This window comes from Paraglaciecola psychrophila 170 (genome assembly GCF_000347635.1).
Classification (GTDB): Bacteria; Pseudomonadota; Gammaproteobacteria; order Enterobacterales; family Alteromonadaceae; genus Paraglaciecola; species Paraglaciecola psychrophila.
Genome location: NC_020514.1, coordinates 1,696,042 through 1,712,168, shown reverse-complemented (window position 1 = coordinate 1,712,168; position 16,127 = coordinate 1,696,042). Strand labels below are relative to the sequence as shown.

19 protein-coding genes are annotated in these 16,127 nt (G+C 40.0%); 6 read left to right on the top strand and 13 right to left on the bottom strand.

Annotated features, from left to right (window positions below):
- Positions 1 to 100: 100 nt before the first annotated feature.
- A complete protein-coding gene (locus C427_RS28775; protein WP_007637517.1) occupies positions 101 to 265 on the top strand; it encodes a hypothetical protein in 165 nt (54 codons plus the stop codon).
- Between the two features lie 605 nt (positions 266 to 870).
- Positions 871 to 1,332 (top strand): Hsp20 family protein, encoded by a 462-nt coding sequence (locus tag C427_RS07470; protein ID WP_007637514.1) that lies wholly within the window; start codon positions 871 to 873, stop codon positions 1,330 to 1,332.
- Positions 1,333 to 1,410: 78 nt separating this feature from the next.
- Here C427_RS07470 and C427_RS07465 read toward each other — a convergent pair whose 3' ends face one another.
- The 3 genes from C427_RS07465 to htpG form a co-directional block, all read right to left on the bottom strand.
- On the bottom strand, positions 1,411 to 1,800 hold the full coding sequence (locus C427_RS07465) for an MAPEG family protein (protein ID WP_007637513.1): 390 nt from the start codon (positions 1,798 to 1,800) through the stop codon (positions 1,411 to 1,413).
- A gap of 75 nt (positions 1,801 to 1,875) precedes the next feature.
- Positions 1,876 to 2,520, bottom strand: coding sequence for an adenylate kinase (adk, locus tag C427_RS07460; RefSeq protein ID WP_007637512.1), 645 nt, complete (start codon positions 2,518 to 2,520; stop codon positions 1,876 to 1,878).
- Between the two features lie 190 nt (positions 2,521 to 2,710).
- A complete protein-coding gene (gene htpG / locus C427_RS07455; protein WP_007637511.1) occupies positions 2,711 to 4,633 on the bottom strand; it encodes a molecular chaperone HtpG in 1,923 nt (640 codons plus the stop codon).
- Positions 4,634 to 5,019: 386 nt separating this feature from the next.
- On the opposite strand from htpG, the gene C427_RS27275 reads away from it, so the two are divergent.
- Together C427_RS27275 and C427_RS27270 are read left to right on the top strand one after the other, a co-directional pair.
- Positions 5,020 to 5,766 (top strand): diguanylate cyclase domain-containing protein, encoded by a 747-nt coding sequence (locus C427_RS27275; protein ID WP_015430631.1) that lies wholly within the window; start codon positions 5,020 to 5,022, stop codon positions 5,764 to 5,766.
- 8 nt (positions 5,767 to 5,774) lie between these two features.
- Positions 5,775 to 6,749 (top strand): putative bifunctional diguanylate cyclase/phosphodiesterase, encoded by a 975-nt coding sequence (locus C427_RS27270; protein WP_015430630.1) that lies wholly within the window; start codon positions 5,775 to 5,777, stop codon positions 6,747 to 6,749.
- 3 nt (positions 6,750 to 6,752) lie between these two features.
- Here C427_RS27270 and recR read toward each other — a convergent pair whose 3' ends face one another.
- The 10 genes from recR to nadE all read right to left on the bottom strand — a co-directional run bounded on the left by recR (position 6,753) and on the right by nadE (position 14,729).
- On the bottom strand, positions 6,753 to 7,352 hold the full coding sequence (gene recR, locus C427_RS07440) for a recombination mediator RecR (RefSeq protein WP_007637509.1): 600 nt from the start codon (positions 7,350 to 7,352) through the stop codon (positions 6,753 to 6,755).
- Positions 7,353 to 7,413: 61 nt separating this feature from the next.
- Positions 7,414 to 7,743: a YbaB/EbfC family nucleoid-associated protein gene (locus C427_RS07435; protein WP_187292411.1), complete on the bottom strand. Its 330-nt coding sequence runs from the start codon at positions 7,741 to 7,743 to the stop codon at positions 7,414 to 7,416.
- A gap of 34 nt (positions 7,744 to 7,777) precedes the next feature.
- The gene (gene dnaX, locus C427_RS07430) at positions 7,778 to 10,315 is read right to left on the bottom strand and encodes a DNA polymerase III subunit gamma/tau (protein WP_007637507.1); all 2,538 of its coding nucleotides are present in this window, start codon (positions 10,313 to 10,315) and stop codon (positions 7,778 to 7,780) included.
- An 8-nt stretch (positions 10,316 to 10,323) separates the two neighbouring features.
- On the bottom strand, positions 10,324 to 10,860 hold the full coding sequence (gene apt / locus C427_RS07425) for an adenine phosphoribosyltransferase (protein ID WP_007637506.1): 537 nt from the start codon (positions 10,858 to 10,860) through the stop codon (positions 10,324 to 10,326).
- 49 nt (positions 10,861 to 10,909) lie between these two features.
- On the bottom strand, positions 10,910 to 11,032 hold the full coding sequence (locus C427_RS28155) for a hypothetical protein (RefSeq protein ID WP_007637505.1): 123 nt from the start codon (positions 11,030 to 11,032) through the stop codon (positions 10,910 to 10,912).
- A gap of 115 nt (positions 11,033 to 11,147) precedes the next feature.
- Positions 11,148 to 11,894, bottom strand: coding sequence for an HvfC family RiPP maturation protein (locus tag C427_RS07420; protein WP_007637504.1), 747 nt, complete (start codon positions 11,892 to 11,894; stop codon positions 11,148 to 11,150).
- Positions 11,894 to 12,754, bottom strand: a complete 861-nt coding sequence (locus C427_RS07415; RefSeq protein WP_015430629.1) for an HvfB family MNIO-type RiPP peptide maturase — start codon at positions 12,752 to 12,754, stop codon at positions 11,894 to 11,896. The genes C427_RS07420 and C427_RS07415 overlap by 1 nt, the downstream gene beginning before the upstream one ends.
- Before the next feature lie 79 nt (positions 12,755 to 12,833).
- The gene (locus C427_RS07410) at positions 12,834 to 13,316 is read right to left on the bottom strand and encodes an HvfA family oxazolone/thioamide-modified RiPP metallophore (RefSeq protein WP_007637502.1); all 483 of its coding nucleotides are present in this window, start codon (positions 13,314 to 13,316) and stop codon (positions 12,834 to 12,836) included.
- Positions 13,317 to 13,518: 202 nt separating this feature from the next.
- On the bottom strand, positions 13,519 to 13,857 hold the full coding sequence (gene glnB, locus C427_RS07405; protein ID WP_007637501.1) for a nitrogen regulatory protein P-II: 339 nt from the start codon (positions 13,855 to 13,857) through the stop codon (positions 13,519 to 13,521).
- A 41-nt stretch (positions 13,858 to 13,898) separates the two neighbouring features.
- Entirely contained in the window at positions 13,899 to 14,729 is an 831-nt protein-coding gene (gene nadE / locus C427_RS07400; RefSeq protein ID WP_007637499.1) for an ammonia-dependent NAD(+) synthetase, read from the bottom strand.
- A gap of 211 nt (positions 14,730 to 14,940) precedes the next feature.
- Here nadE and C427_RS07395 point away from each other — a divergent pair, with 211 nt between their 5' ends.
- Together C427_RS07395 and gloA are read left to right on the top strand one after the other, a co-directional pair.
- The gene (locus tag C427_RS07395) at positions 14,941 to 15,483 is read left to right on the top strand and encodes a GspH/FimT family pseudopilin (protein WP_007637498.1); all 543 of its coding nucleotides are present in this window, start codon (positions 14,941 to 14,943) and stop codon (positions 15,481 to 15,483) included.
- 256 nt (positions 15,484 to 15,739) lie between these two features.
- A complete protein-coding gene (gene gloA, locus C427_RS07390) occupies positions 15,740 to 16,123 on the top strand; it encodes a lactoylglutathione lyase (RefSeq protein ID WP_007637497.1) in 384 nt (127 codons plus the stop codon).
- The last annotated feature ends 4 nt before the right edge of the window (positions 16,124 to 16,127 follow it).

The following is a 16,127-nucleotide window of genomic DNA, read 5'->3' as shown; positions in this document are numbered from 1 at the left end:
ATCGGTAGCATGTGATGGAAGTCTACAGCTAGCTACTATCAATTATTTAACCAAGGTTAAACAGCAATTAGGTGGTTTACATTCTGCTAAACTAGTATTAGTGAGCCTAGACTTCGCAGAAATAGAAGCTTTGCATCATCAGGGTGATTGGCAGAAAACGGCAAGTATTTTAAGCGATTCCGCTAAATCGCTTGAGGCTGCAGGAGCGGTTTTTTTTTCTAATTTGCACCAACACTATGCACAAGATGGCATCACAGGTGTCTGATGCTGTCAGTATCTCCCTGCTGCATATTGCTGATGCAACAGGGTTTTTACAAAACTAGATTGAACGTTAAATTTGCCATTAATGTGTTGATTCCCATTGATTTCGAACAAGGGGTTATTCATCACGTTATTTACCAAGAATTATGCTTGGCATCGTGGACAAAAACTCCTACAGTCAACTTTTACATGTCATTCAAAACTTGATGCAAAGAGGCGCTCAAGAGTTCATTTTAGCCTGCATAAAGATAGGTTTATCAGTGCATGAAAACGACACTACAAGCACACTTTATGACACTACCCGTATCCATGCATTAGTAGCAGCAGAATCAAAAAAATTCCATTTTATTTCTTTTTCATTTCAATAAGTTAAGATTTAAATAAACGTTTATTTAAATCTTATCATTGAAAAACATTTTGTCAGCTACATATATATTTGGTCGACGCCGCAAGGGTTGACATACAAACATAGGACTTGTTTGTGATGCACTAACTAAATTTAGTTAATGCACCCACAATGGGTTGGTGATAGGAAATCCATACCAAAAATGCCGCCGACTTTAGGGGCAACTTAAACTTTATATTGCTTAATTTACAAGGATATACATAATGCGTAACATCGACTTATCTCCACTTTACCGTTCTTTTATTGGTTTTGACCACCTAGCTTCAATGATTGATACGGCTTCTAAAAATGAAAAACAAACGGCCTACCCTCCATACAATATTGAGTTATTAGCCGAGGATAAATACCGAATTACCATGGCTGTTGCAGGATTTTCTAAAGATGAAGTGAGCATCGAAGTGCAAGAAAACACCTTACAGGTAATAGGTACTAAGGCAGTAAAAGAAAACAATGATTCTTCCGGTAAAGAAGAGCGGAAATTTCTACACAAGGGTATATCAGAGCGTAGCTTTGAGCGTAAATTCCAATTAGGAGACCACGTTAAAGTATTGGCTGCTGACTTAGAAAATGGTTTATTACATGTTGATTTAGAGCGTGTAGTACCAGAATCGAAGAAGCCCAGAAAAATAGAGATTGGCAGTAAGCTTATCGAAAATAACGAATAAGCTTCAAAACACTCCCTGTACAAATGTGTGAAAATAACGGCGCCTAGTGAGCGCCGTTATTTTGAATAATAAATTTACCTAGCGGTATAAAATTAAGATGTTCACTACTGATAACGTGAACAGTGAGGCAAAAGTCAACAATATTCCTGACGCTCTCTGCCAACTTGATCCCGAGTGGCGACGCATACCAAAGGCATGTAAAAACCGTCCAGATAACAGCGCACTACCGGCTAAGTGTAAAACAATAGGATGACTAAGGTTTACTTCGGCAATAAAAAGCAAGATAAGCACAATAGGCGTGTATTCACTAAAATTTCCGTGGGCACGGATCACTTGTTGGAAGTGGTGGTCGCCTCCATCGCCAAGAGGGATTTTTTTCTCTAAGCGCCCTTTAACAACCAATGCCGAATAATAGAAAAACAAGATTCCCAACAGCCCTGCATAAAAAGCAGTAATTGGTGTGTGCATGCAATATCTCCAAAAAAAAGTTTGCAAAAAAAACCCACTAAACGCGGGCTTCAATCAATATTATAAAGGTGTAACTTAACCTAATAGTGTCGCAAGTTGCTTGCTTACCGCTTCAACTGCTTGGGTTCCATCAAGCTTATGGTAAGCACAGCCACCTGTGTTGGCTAGCTCAGTGTAATAATGCACTAGAGGTTTAGTCTGATCATGATAAATACCCAGGCGCTTGCGCACTGTTTGTTCTTGATCATCAGGTCGAATAGCCAATTCTTCACCGGTTTCATCATCTTTACCTGCAACCTTAGGCGGGTTGTAGCTTAAATGATAAACGCGACCAGAACCTGGGTGTACTCTTCGTCCACTCATTCGCTCAACAATTACTTCATCAGCCACATCAAACTCAATCACATGATCGACTTTAATATCTGCGTCTTTCATCGCGTCAGCTTGAGGAATAGTACGAGGAAAACCATCAAGTAAAAAACCGTTAGCACAATCAGCTTGAGTGATACGCTCTTTTACCAGACCAATAATGAGTTCATCAGAAACTAATTTACCTTCATCCATTACACGCTTCGCCGCTAAACCAAGTTCAGTACCAGCTTTAATCGCTGCGCGTAACATGTCTCCAGTCGATATTTGTGGGATACCAAATTTACCCATTAAAAATTGGGCTTGTGTACCCTTACCCGCACCAGGAGCACCAAGAAGAATAATGCGCATGCTGTGTCCTCTGAATAATAAGTTAAATTAAAAAATTAAAGCCGCAACCTTACACATTCGACTTTAATGTTACAAGAATATTAAGCCCTGCATATGCGACAAAGGTCTTAATAAACCCACTTTTACCTATTTAAAACAAAAACGGGCATCTAAGCCCGTTTTTAGTTAGCAAACTACTGCTATTTATTGTTTATTTTGCCAAGCTAGCTAGTAGCTTGTTTAAATTCTGCACAAAGCTTGCTGGGTCTTTTAAACTACCTTGTTCAGATAGCGCCGCTTGGTCGAACAACACGCCTGTCCATTGTGCAAACTGCTCCTCATCATGCACATCAGCTAATAGTTTAACTAGCTCGTGTTCAGGGTTTAGTTCAAAGTGATACTGCGCTTCAGGTACTGGCTGACCTGCGGCTTGCATCAGTTTAATCATTTGCGTGGTCATACCTTGCTCGTCAGCAACAATACAAGCTGGAGAATTAGTAAGGCGATGAGTGAATTTAACATCTTTCACCTTGTCACCTAACGCAGCTTTTACACGTTCAGCTAGGCCTTCAACTTGCTTTTCTGCTTCTTCTAGGGCTTTTTTACTCTCTTCGTCCTCTAAGTCACCTAAATCTAATGCACCATGGGTGATAGATTGAAAGGATTTTTCAGCAAAATCAGTCAGGTGAGACATTAGCCATTCGTCTACACGGTCGGACATTAACAACACTTCAATACCTTTCTTACGGAAGATTTCTAGGTGTGGGCTAGACTTAGCAGCCTGATAACTATCAGCTGTGATGTAGTAGATTTTTTCTTGCTTTTCTTGCATACGACTAATGTAATCAGCAAGCGAGACTGTTTGTGCTTCAGAATCAGTATGGGTTGAGGCAAAACGCATCAAACCAGCAATTTTTTCTTTATTGGCGAAGTCTTCAGCAGGGCCTTCTTTTAATGCATTACCAAACTCAGCCCAAAATACTTGATACTTTTCAGCATCATTTTTGGCAATTTTTTCAAGCATCTGTAATACGCGTTTAGTACAACCTTGGCGCATAGCTTGCGTCACTTTATTGTCTTGTAAAATTTCACGAGACACATTCAGTGGTAAATCATTTGAGTCCAACAAACCTTTCACAAAACGCAGGTAGGTTGGCAACATTTGTTCTGCGTCATCCATAATAAATACGCGTTGCACATACAGTTTAAGCCCGTGTTTATGATCACGGTTCCACATATCAAAAGGTGCTTTGCTTGGAATATACAGTAAACTAGTGTATTCAGTTTTGCCTTCAACTTTATTATGTGACCAAGTCATTGGATCACTGAAGTCGTGGGATATGTGCTTGTAGAATTCTTTGTATTCGTCTTCGCTTACTTCAGACTTATCACGCGTCCAAAGTGCAGTCGCTTTGTTCACTGATTCCCAAAACCCCGGTACGGCAGGTATTTTAGTATCATCAGGACCATCACGCTCAGGCTCTTCTTCCTTAAACATTTTTACTGGAATGCTGATGTGATCAGAATATTTACTGACGATTGAACGTAAACGCCAATCATCTAAAAATTCTTTTTCTTCTTCTTTTAAATGAAGCGTAATTTCGGTACCGCGCTCAGCTTTTTCAATATCGGCAATTGTAAACTCACCTTCACCTGCAGACTCCCACTGTGCACCTTGCGCTTTGTCATCGCCTGCAGCACGGGTGCAAACTGTGACTTTATCAGCAACAATAAAAGCGGAGTAAAAACCAACACCGAATTGACCAATAAGCTGTGAATCTTTGGCATCGTCACCAGATAATTTACCAAAAAATTCTTTGGTACCTGACTTAGCGATAGTACCAAGGTGTTCAATCACATCGGCTTTATTCATACCTATACCGTTGTCGGTAATAGTTATAGTGCCAGCGTCTTTATCGATACTGAGTTTGACCTGCAAATCCCCATCACCCTCGTAAAGACTGTCGTTAGACAGAGCTTTAAAGCGTAATTTGTCTGCAGCATCAGCCGCGTTGGATACTAATTCACGTAAGAAAATTTCTTTGTTTGAGTAAAGCGAATGGATCATCAACTGAAGTAATTGTTTTACTTCAGTTTGAAATCCATGAGTTTCTTGATGGGCTGATTCAGCCATAGCCAAGTGTCTCCTGAGTTGTGGTTACATAAAAGATGACTAGTAAATGAGGTTGCTTAGTTTGTTTTCAAGGATGATTTCTTAATTTGTTTTAATTTGACTATTAAACAAGCTTCAGTGATTTACAATATAATAGTCGTGTTCAGCCATTGTGGCTGCAATAAAGTTAGTGAGGTTTCATGCCAATAGAGTTAAACGAGTTGCAAACTGCCATCTGGATTTATGATATTGAGCACTTCAGTATTGTTTGGGCAAATCAGGCAGCTCTGAAATTATGAGATTCCCCGTCTGTAGTAACCCTAAAAGAAAGAGACTTAAAAACAGGATTATCTGCAGCAGTAAAAAACACCCTCATTCAATATCAGCAAGCATTTAAACAAAATCAAGTGATTCAAGAAAATTGGTCTTTCACCCCAAAAGGCGAAGATACCCAAGCATTTTGCCAATTTTCTGGTTATATATTAGCTGATGGCAGAATGGCTATGTTGGTTGAAGCAACAACAGCTAATATGCAGCACATAAGTGCACCGTTTAGCGCCACAACTATCGTTTCTAGTTATTCAATTAGCGGCGAGTTTATAAGTGGCAACCCACCTTTCATTAAAAATTTTGGACATCAAGTGACACATTTAGAGACGTTAATGTGCGATCCAAACATACTACAAAATATCTTTAAAAGTATTAATCAAGGAATACGTTTTGAAGCAGATGTGTTGATGAATACACCACAAGGTGAAACTTGGTATCACCTGTTTGCTGACAATTCGCAACATCAGGAAGGCAGCACCACTATATTACTGCATCATTATGATATCCATGAACGCAAGACTACTGAGCAAGTCTTACAACAGCAAGCTTCGACTGACCCTCTTACCGGCTTATTTAATCGACGCGGCCTAACCCATGCGTTACAAAACAGTGTGGAAGCGAATACTCTCCTTACCTTGTTATATATCGACTTAGACGGTTTTAAGATGGTAAACGACTCTTTGGGACATGGTACCGGCGACATCATTTTGTGTGAAGTCGCCAACAGACTGCGAAAAAATAGTTTACCCACAGCAACACTGTGTAGGTTCGGTGGGGATGAATTTTTTTTGTCGTTTACGAAGACTTACCAGAACAGGAGTTAGTTGATTTATTGAACCAAATAATTGAGTCTATTTCAATGCCCTACCTAGACACTCAGCAAAACCCAATATTGTTATCTGCTAGCATAGGTTTGTCGCATTTTCCTGATAACGCTAATGATATTGAACATTTGATCATGTGCGCAGATGCTGCCATGTATGAAGCCAAAAAATCAGGTAAAAAAAGATGGAACGAATATCAATTTTGCATGGAAAAAAGCTTAAAACGCCTTAGTGATCTAGCACAAAATTTATCTTTAGCTGAAAGAAACAATGAATTGTCCCTACATTATCAACCCATAATTGATATAACCACCGATCAAATTACCTCTTTTGAAGCATTACTGCGATGGTATAATCCAGACCTGGGTAATACCAACCCGCAAGAGGTGATTGACGTGGCAGAAAAAACGGGACTGATCCGTGATATTGAAAATTGGGTCCTCAACCGTGCCCTGAAAGACCTACTCACTTTCAAACAAATAATTGGTCAACATATCACTATGGCCGTCAATATTTCAGGCTTACATATATCAGAGCCAAATCTTGGTAATTATGTCTTCTCGCTATTGAAACGCTATAATTTGCAACCTGCGGATCTAACTATTGAGCTGACAGAAAGCGTATTATTGACCTATATTGATGCCGCTGAATCTCCTGCCAATCAAATGACCAAACAAGGGATTAAGTTGAGTATTGATGATTTCGGAACTGGTTATTCTTCTTTAGCCTATTTACATGCCATACCCGCCTCTGTTGTAAAAGTTGATAGGGCATTTTTAAATCAAACAGAAAATAATACTGTTGCCCTAGAGTGCATTCAAACACTGCTGAGTTCACTGAACATGAAAAGTTTAATTGAAGGTATTGAAACAAAAGGTCAGGCATCACTGTTACACAGTCTTGGATTCAACTTACAACAAGGGTATTTCCATGGCAGACCAGAACCACTGGATTATTATCTATCTGAGTTTCTAACTAAGTAACGCTTAAATGTCTCTGCGACCATTAAAAGCGTGAGTGAGAGTATTACCATCAATAAATTCTAACTCACCACCGACAGGGACTCCATGAGCTATACGGCTAGCTTTGATAGTTTGTGTCTTACACATTTGCGCGATGTAATGTGCGGTCGCTTCACCCTCAACAGTTGGATTGGTTGCTAAAATCACTTCTGTAATATCGTCGTTCTCAAGTATCTGCGATAACTGCTCTAAACCAATTTCCGCCGGACCAATCCCATCTATTGGCGATAAATGCCCCATCAATACAAAATAACGGCCTTTAAACTCTGATGTTTGCTCAACTGCCAACATATCTTGCGGCGATTCCACAATACATAAAGTTTGGTTTTCTTGACGCTTGGGGTTAGCGCAAATTTCACATAACTTGTTTTCACAAAAGGTACGGCATTGCTCACAATGTTTAACGTGTTCCATAGCATTGTGCAACACATGACTTAACTGCAGCGCCCCTTGACGATTTCGCTCTAACAGATGAAACGCCATACGTTGAGCACTCTTTGGCCCTACTCCTGGCAGTATTTTAAATGCATCAATCAATTCTTTAATTAAGGGGCTAAACTGCATCCATCACCTACATCTCTGGTTTATTATTATTTTGTGGTTATTTAAGCTAGTAGCTAAAGCCTTAAAAAGGCATCTTAAAGCCAGGAGGTAAAGGCATACCGCCAGTTACGTCGGCCATTTTTTCTTTGGTGGTTTCTTGTACACGTCTAACGCCGTCATTAAAGGCCGCGGCAACCAAATCTTCGATCATTTCTTTATCTTCTTCCATCAGGCTGGAATCGATATCAACTCTACGTACGGCATGACTGCACGTCATTGTAACTTTAACCAAACCCGCACCAGACTCACCAGTGACTTCTGTTTTGGCTAACTCTTCTTGATTTTTCTGCATGCGCTCTTGCATTTGTTGCGCTTGCTTCATCATGTTACCCATTCCACCTTTCATCATAATCTGTCTCTCTTTAAAAAAATCTAATTTTAGTAGGCTATCTTGCTCGAATACTTTGTTCGTCGACCTTGGCAGCAAATTGTTTTTGTAACAATTGGATGCCGGGATCACTCTTCACTACTTCCCTCGCGTATTCATGACGCACTTGGTTAACTTTTAATTGCAAAGCATAAGGAGTGTTAATGGGTCGCCCTAGCTCGATTTCAAGCTCAATCGGACTATTAAGTGCTAAACACAGCGCCTCTTTAAGCTGTTGCTGTGCGGTTTCAGAAATAAGATGTACTTTAGTCTCTAAAAGAATCAATTTGACTGTGTTGCCTTGCTGATTAAAAGAAGAGTGCAAGGCCAATTGTTTTGTTAAAGCCGTTACTTGAATATCTTCAATTAATTGACTCCAGCCATCAATTTGTAAAGCTTTTAAGACTTTTTGTTTATTCGGTAAAAAAGCAGAAATCTCTTGGGTGACTTCACCAACATTTTCTTCGTCTAAATGAGCACTAGAATCGAAGTATTCTGCTTCCTGAAGCGTTTTTTCTACTGAGAAAGGGCTGCTGACCAAGGGTGAAAGCACGTGTGTAAACTCAGCTGAAGGCATCGGTGCAACTACCGCTGTAGATTGTGACTCGTTTTCGACCGGCCAAGGCGGTGAGTTATCTATTACATGGCCTGCGCTAAGAGGTGTTACTTGCAGTTGAGATACTGGAGCAGATGCTGCAGGTATATCCTGACTTTGCCTATCGTCATAAGTAGCAGCAGGCTGATTTGCAGCTTCTTGGTTTTGCTTGCGGATCGCGGCTAAATTAAATGGCTTGGCACTTTCAGACTTTTTTACTCGTTCAGCCCCTTCCCCCCCATCACGTTGTCTTTGTTTAAGCTTATTGCGAAGTGCTATTAAATCAGCTGTCGAGGTAGTAGGTTTTGTACCGGTAAGCTGCTCAGTAGGCTGCGTATGCATCCCAGGATTTTCATTGTTGATTGGCTCATGCTCAACATCAAATGCTTGATGCGGGCGCTCGTCCAATGCAACAGGCTGGTATTGTTCGTAATCGTTCGGCTGATGATGACCAAAGTCTGCTGCTTGCGCCATTATATCTTGCTGTTGAGCAAATAAGTCAATGTCTGATGCTGTTGTTAGAACATCATCAAACTCATCAGTTTGTTCTTGTCGGGATAAGGGCGAAATTTCGGGTGAAATCTCGGGTAATATTTCAGATAAAGACTCAGTACTGACGTCTTGTTGCACAGGCGACTGGTTTTCAGCTATCACCGCAGCTACAGAACTGTTTTGCTCCAAACGCTCCGCAACAGGTTCAAGTAAAGGCTGGTTTTGATGTACCACATCATCAGCAACATGGGCGGTAGGCTTAGTCACTACCGAGGCTGAGTTAACATGGTCGCTTGTTTGACTTGTTTCCTGAATGGCAGCTTGTTGTGACCGCCCATCAACCTTTGGAGTTAAAGCAACAATATCTAGCGCTTCCATTTTCACATTATCAGGGCAGAAGGCCAACATACGCAACAAGGTCATTTCTAGACCTGTTCTAGCATCAGCTGCATGGGGTAAGTCTTTTTTACCTGTTAGGGCAATTTGATATAGTAATTGAATCTGTTCAGCAGGCACAGATTTAGCCAATTGAAAAATAGCTCTGGCTGAAATTGTTTCTAATTTACATGCGTCAGGCACAAATTGGGTTAAGGCAATTTGGTGTAACAAGCTCATAATTTCAGCCAGCACCAAGCCATAGTCTGGTGCTTGATTAGCCATAAACTCGACTTGTTGCATAACCGCCGCACTATCTTTTTGTACGATAGCGTGAACTAACTTAAGCACCTGATTTTTGTCCATCAAGCCCAGCATATCTGTGACAATCTGCAAACTCACTACACCGTTGCCTTGGGCAATGGCTTGGTCGGTCAGACTTAACGCATCACGCATACTACCTTGGGCAGCTCTAGCTAATTGGTTAAGCGCTTCTTTATCAAACACAATGCCTTCTTCGCCCAGTACAAAATCTAATTGCTGGCTGATTTGTGTGCGAGACAAGGCCTTAAGATTAAATTGTAAACAGCGGGATAAAATCGTTACTGGTAGTTTTTGTGGGTCAGTCGTCGCCAATAAGAATTTTACATGAGGCGGTGGCTCTTCAAGGGTTTTCAACAAAGCATTAAAACTATGCTTTGACAACATGTGGACTTCATCGATCAAATAAACTTTGAAGCGACCACGGCTGGGTTTGTATTGCACGTTGTCAAGCAACTCGCGGGTATCTTCCACCTTAGTTCGTGATGCGGCATCTATTTCAAGCAAATCAATAAAGTTGCCATTTTCGATTTCTTTACAGGTACTACATTGTCCACAAGGTTTAGCACTTAAACCTTGTTCACAATTTAAACTTTTTGAAAAAATACGGGCGATAGTGGTTTTGCCAACACCTCGCGTACCGGTAAATAAATAAGCATGATGCAATCTATTGTTATCAAGCGCATTAGAAATGGCGGTAACGACATGTTCTTGCCCAACTAACTCGCCAAAACGGTTAGGTCGCCATTTCCTTGCTAAAACTTGATAACTCATTTACGTTTTTACTCGCCGTCGAATTCGCAAATAGAAAAACTGGTAACGCCACAATCGGTGAGCTTTTGCTCGCCACCGAGTGCAGGTAAAGAAATAACAAAACCAGCGTGTTCAACTACACCGCCTAGGCGCCTGATCAAATTAGCTGTGGCAACCATAGTACCGCCAGTTGCCAATAAATCATCTAACATCAATACTTTTTCACCAGGCTTAACGGCATCTCGGTGGATTTCTAAGCTATCTGTACCGTATTCAAGTTCGTAACTTTCGCTAATCACTTCCCGTGGAAGTTTGTTTGGCTTACGCACAGGAATAAATCCTATACCTAACTCTATAGCCAGAGGTGCACCAAACAAAAATCCACGAGCTTCGGTACCCGCGACTTTATCAAAACCCATTGGCGCATAATGCTTCAATAAGAGTTCGATCGAGGCTGAGTAGGCTTTGTGATCTTCTAAAACGGAGGTCACATCACGAAACATGATCCCAGGTTTTGGGTAATTAGGAACGGTTTTAATAACCGATTTTATATATTCGGCGGACACGAATTTTCCCGTAATTTAATAAATTAGATGAGTAGAGTTGTTGCGGGTGTTAAAGGTAAAAAACGAACCAACCCACTATGACGAACATTAATGGCAACGCTAGCAGCACACCTAAGGCTGAAATCAGGTAACCCCAATTAAACGGGTCGTGTGAACTGTTATCTTCTTGCATTATTGCACTCCAGACTTCAAGGGTATGTACCCTTATTAAACAACTAAAATGAAGGCGCAGATGTTAATCCAAAGTTTAATAAATTGATAGCCCTAAAAAGCTAAACCAGTGATGTCTATTCCTCTGTAGGGAATAATATCTGTTGTAATAATAACTGTTTTAGTACTTGTTGCAACGATTCAGTAATTTGCTTTACGTCTAATTGCGGCATGGATTCAATCATAATTTTACTTAACGAATCAACTGTTACTACTCCTTGTTGCATAATAGTGTTTAGCAAATGTGCAGACACCGCATTAAGCAACGTAAAGTTCACTTCATCGGAGGCATCCCGGTAAATCACTAGATACACAACTTCGCTAGCCTGCGAGGGAATAAAATCGACACTTATTTGGTGAACAGGATATTGGTAACTGACTAAACTTGCTAAGTCAGACATTTGAACCTGGGTTATCGGTGAATGTCCATCCCATGCAGTAACGCTTTGATTCGACGTACGCACACTGACATCCAACTCCAACCATTCGTAATGTGCTAATTCACCCATAAATATAGGGTCAGACTCACAGAGTTGGTACTCGCTACTTAAGTATTCTACAAATTCTTTACTAATATCAATGAAATAAGGAGAATTACATTGATGTTCAATAAAAAAGTTTCGAGCCAAAAATTTCCATTGTTGTTCATCATACAGACTCTGCAATACAGGGAACCCAGAACTTAGAAAGCCCAAAATATTGTTAAAAAACAACTCTCGATAAATTTTTAAACGTCTTTCTTCGATACCACCAGCAAACGGTTTAGCCTCAGAATTTTTTATATGCTGAATAAAATCATGCTGGATAACTTGAAAAGGCTTCATTAAGCTTTAATTTTTTTAAGATGCGGGGGAGACACTTGCTGCTGTACACGCAGTTGAATAGTTCTTATTCTTTCCATTTCCACTAACAATTCTGTGATTGGCGGTATATTAAAGTCTCTTTCTAATAACGTCGGAAAAACCCCGTGAATTTCATAAGCTTTTTGAAGTAATCGCCAAACCGGTTCGATGACATCGGCACCGTGAGTATCAATTTTTAAGTCTTCAGCTTCGTCATAATGTCCTGCAATGTGACCATAGACAATTTTACCCGTGGGCATCGCAGCCAAAAAGCCCTCGGCATCGTAACCGTGATTAATAGAATTAACATAAATATTATTCACGTCTAACAACATCAAACAACCTGAGTCGTTAAGCACCGATAATGTGAATTCTTGTTCGGTCATCTCTTGTCCAGGTGCGGCATAATAAGATACATTTTCTAACAGCAATGGCCGCTCGATAATATCTTGCACTTGTTTAACCCGCTCGACTACATGTTTGACTGCTTCTTCAGTAAAGGGGATCGGCATAAGATCATATAGATGACCCTGACCAGAACAATAACTTAAATGCTCACTGTAATATAAAATATTATGTCTATCTAAAAACGTTTTGACGTTTTTACAAAGTTTGATATCAAGAGGATCAGGGCTACCGATCGACAAAGACAAGCCATGGCTGACAAAATTACAGGCAGAGGTAAATTGGTTAAGGTGTTTCTGATATTTTCCGCCAAGGGGTATCCAATTTTCGGGGGCTACTTCCCAAAAATCAACCGAGCTGGGGATGTCAGGTAATAGCTGGTCGAGCATTTCTCGGCGAAGACCTAAGCCCACTCCTGAAAGATGTTTATTCATCATTAGATTGGTCACCCTGCACTTTTTCTAAAATAAAGGCCGACATTAGCCGGCCTTTATTTTAGAAAGTCTTGGTTACTTATTAAGCTTGGCCGCCGCATTTACCTTCACCACATTTGCCTTCCTTCATGACTTTAGATGCTTTTTCGACCTTATCACCGCCGCATTTACCTTCGCCACATTTGCCTTCTTTCATGGCTTTGGCTGCTTTTTCAGCTTTATCACCGCCGCATTTACCTTCTTTCATGGTTTTGGCTGCTTTTTCGACTTTATCACCACCGCATTTACCTTCACCACATTTGCCTTCTTTCATGGTTTTGGCTGCTTTTTCGGTTTTATCTCCGCCGCACTTACCTTCACCACATTTGCCTTCTTTCATGGTTTTGGCTGCTTTTTCGGCTTTATCTCCACCGCATTTGCCTTCTGTGACACTTTGCATGTAGCCAGATTCTAAAGAATGAACGCTAAACGGGTTAGTGTTGGCTTGGACACTGATAGAAGCAAGAGAGCCGATAACAACTGCACCCAGTGCAGTAGCGATAGCTGTTTTTTTAATTTTTTGCATATTAAGTTTCCTTGGAAATTATTAGTCAATCAAAAAACGATTATTAAATGTAGTTGTCTAGTTTCAATCCAGAAGACCTAGACGCACTAATTATTATTTCAGATATTTTCAAGAACAAATACTTTCTCGATGATCCACTCGACTATACAACTGTAAAGCTTATCAAAACTAGGCGCTGTATTTTATTAACAGGGGGCGACTATCAAACCGCGTCTTCGTTTTCTTCACCCGTTCGGATTCTGATAACTCGCTCTACGTCATACACAAATATCTTTCCATCACCTATTTTTCCTGTTTGCGCGGTGTTCATAATAGCTTCAATACAACGATCTACTTGTTCATTCGACACAATCAATTCGATTTTAACCTTAGGTAGAAAATCAACATTGTATTCAGCGCCACGATATAATTCAGTATGACCTTTTTGCCGGCCAAAACCTTTAACCTCGGTGACAGTCATGCCACTTACGCCCACTTCTGACAATGCTTCACGCACATCGTCCATTTTAAATGGTTTAATTACCGCTTCAATTTTTTTCATTTCATGTCTCAATTAGTGTGGCTTATTAATTTAAAGAATGTCTAATCATATATGGTTGGAATAGGAACACGTTTATGTTGCGTTTTTTCAAAAATAGCGACCAGTTTTTCAGCAATATCAACAGCGACTACTCTACCTTCTAAAAAGTCATCAATCTGGTCATAACTCATTCCTAAAGCCTGTTCATCCGATTTTTGTGGTGCTAATGTTTCTAAATCAGCTGTTGGCGCTTTATAAATAATATTTTGTGGCGCACCTAAAAATTCAGCTATTTGTCTTATTTGGCGTTTATTTAAACCAAACAGAGGTGCAAGATCACATGCTCCATCACCATACTTAGTATAAAAACCAGTAACATTTTCTGCAGAATGGTCCGTCCCTAAAACTAAAGCATCAAGTATGCCGGCCACTTGATACTGTATCACCATGCGGGTGCGCGCCTTAACGTTACCTTTGACAAAGTCGCACTTACTTTCACTACCCGTAAGCAACCCAGCAGTATCAAGAGCTAAACGAGTTTGTTGATCTATCGCATCTGCACCAGGTTGTATATTCACTGCAAGATTTTGACTTGGTTGAATAAAGTCGATTGAAGCTTGAGCATCGGCCTCATCTGCTTGCACATTATATGGCAACCTGACCGCAATAAACTGATAGTTTCGGGCGTATTCTTTATTTAATTGGTTGACTGAGATTTGAGCCAACTTTCCTAAAGCACAAGAATCAATGCCTCCACTTATACCTAAAACTAAATTTGTCATCCCGCTATTAATAAGCTGAGTTTTAATAAAATCAACTCTACGCTCAACTTCATAATTAACATCGATTTTAGGTAAAACCCGCATTTGTTCTATCACAGTACTCGTTTGCATTATTTACCTCGATAATGTTATGCCAGTCAAAAAATTAAGCTAGTGTGTTGTTTTCAGTCATGATTACTGTCTAAGGGTTATGACTTGAAAGGAAACTTCAGTCTAACATTAGCAACATGTGTATGTTAATCCTAACCATTGATAATTATTTCATACTTTAAAAGTGCAAATATAGTTTATCTTATAGTTAATAATCATTGGAGTAAAAAACGTGAAACAACAAAAAGGTGTGACACTGGTTGAGTTAATGGTCACTGTCTCCATTGTTGCGATAATACTGACATTTGTTGGCCCAAGTATTCAAAGTATCTTAATAAAAAATCGGATTGTCGCAGAAATCAACGAAATCAGCTCATTGATTCAGTATGCCAGACACCATGCGATAGACGAACAAGCGCTGGTAGTAGTATGCCCATCTACAGATTATTCTGTATGTTCAAAAGACTGGAACAATCCTAAAATAGTATTTATAGATGAAGACAACAACGCTATTCGAGGCGCTACAGAAACGTTACTCGTCACTATAAGTGCAACATCTGCAACTAGTTTGATGACCAACACAACCGATACCATTAAGTTTACTGGAACCGGTGAAGCAAATGAAACGACTGAAATATTACTTTGTCACAAGGATGGGAAAGCAGAAAATGCGCGCTCTTTGTCTGTAACCTTACAAGGAAGGGTTAAAATGAGTACTGACAGTGACAAAAATGGCATCAACGAAAATTTATCAGGTACCGAGCTCTCTTGTTAATTGTCACCCCAAAGTTAAATATAATCATAGATTCGGATTATATTTAACTGTCTGTCCATAGCCACTTAAATCAAAACATTTAGCCACGACCAAAGAAACCAACGACCTGATATTTTGTGCAATCTAATATACTTTAAAGAAGCTATAAAAAAACGCTCTAATTGTCATATTATGTTCCTATTATTGTTCCATTATTTTCAGATCCGCGATTAACGGACACCATAAAATACGTTCCTAGACCAAAAAAGGTATAAATATGCGATTACTACACACTATGTTGCGGGTCGGTAACCTTCAAACCTCAATTGATTTTTACACCAAACTGATGGGTATGAAACTGCTTAGGCAAGCTGACAACAAAGAGTACCAATATACGTTAGCCTTTATTGGATATGGTGAGGAGTCTGATACAACCGTGTTGGAGCTTACTTATAATTGGGGAAAAGATCAGTACAATATCGGTGAAGCCTATGGGCATATCGCTATCGGAGTTGATGATATCTATGCCTTGTGTGAATTTATTCAGCAACAAGGTGGTGATGTGTACCGCAAACCAGGGCCCGTAAAAGACGGCGAGTCAGTGATCGCATTTGTTCGTGATCCAGACGGCTATGCAACTGAATTAATAGAAATCAAATAAGTGA

Excerpts from the sequence above, each read along its gene's own strand:
- C427_RS07465 (WP_007637513.1), bottom strand. The coding sequence starts at position 1,800 with ATGCACACACCAATTACTGCTTTTTATGCAGGGCTGTTGGGAATCTTG.
- C427_RS07415 (WP_015430629.1), bottom strand. The coding sequence starts at position 12,754 with ATGATGAATAAACATCTTTCAGGAGTGGGCTTAGGTCTTCGCCGAGAA.
- dnaX (WP_007637507.1), bottom strand. The coding sequence starts at position 10,315 with ATGAGTTATCAAGTTTTAGCAAGGAAATGGCGACCTAACCGTTTTGGC.
- C427_RS28155 (WP_007637505.1), bottom strand. The coding sequence starts at position 11,032 with ATGCAAGAAGATAACAGTTCACACGACCCGTTTAATTGGGGTTACCTG.
- recR (WP_007637509.1), bottom strand. The coding sequence starts at position 7,352 with ATGCAGTTTAGCCCCTTAATTAAAGAATTGATTGATGCATTTAAAATA.
- gloA (WP_007637497.1), top strand. The coding sequence starts at position 15,740 with ATGCGATTACTACACACTATGTTGCGGGTCGGTAACCTTCAAACCTCA.
- adk (WP_007637512.1), bottom strand. The coding sequence starts at position 2,520 with ATGCGCATTATTCTTCTTGGTGCTCCTGGTGCGGGTAAGGGTACACAA.
- C427_RS07410 (WP_007637502.1), bottom strand. The coding sequence starts at position 13,316 with ATGCAAAAAATTAAAAAAACAGCTATCGCTACTGCACTGGGTGCAGTT.
- htpG (WP_007637511.1), bottom strand. The coding sequence starts at position 4,633 with ATGGCTGAATCAGCCCATCAAGAAACTCATGGATTTCAAACTGAAGTA.
- glnB (WP_007637501.1), bottom strand. The coding sequence starts at position 13,857 with ATGAAAAAAATTGAAGCGGTAATTAAACCATTTAAAATGGACGATGTG.
- C427_RS07470 (WP_007637514.1), top strand. The coding sequence starts at position 871 with ATGCGTAACATCGACTTATCTCCACTTTACCGTTCTTTTATTGGTTTT.
- C427_RS07420 (WP_007637504.1), bottom strand. The coding sequence starts at position 11,894 with ATGAAGCCTTTTCAAGTTATCCAGCATGATTTTATTCAGCATATAAAA.
- nadE (WP_007637499.1), bottom strand. The coding sequence starts at position 14,729 with ATGCAAACGAGTACTGTGATAGAACAAATGCGGGTTTTACCTAAAATC.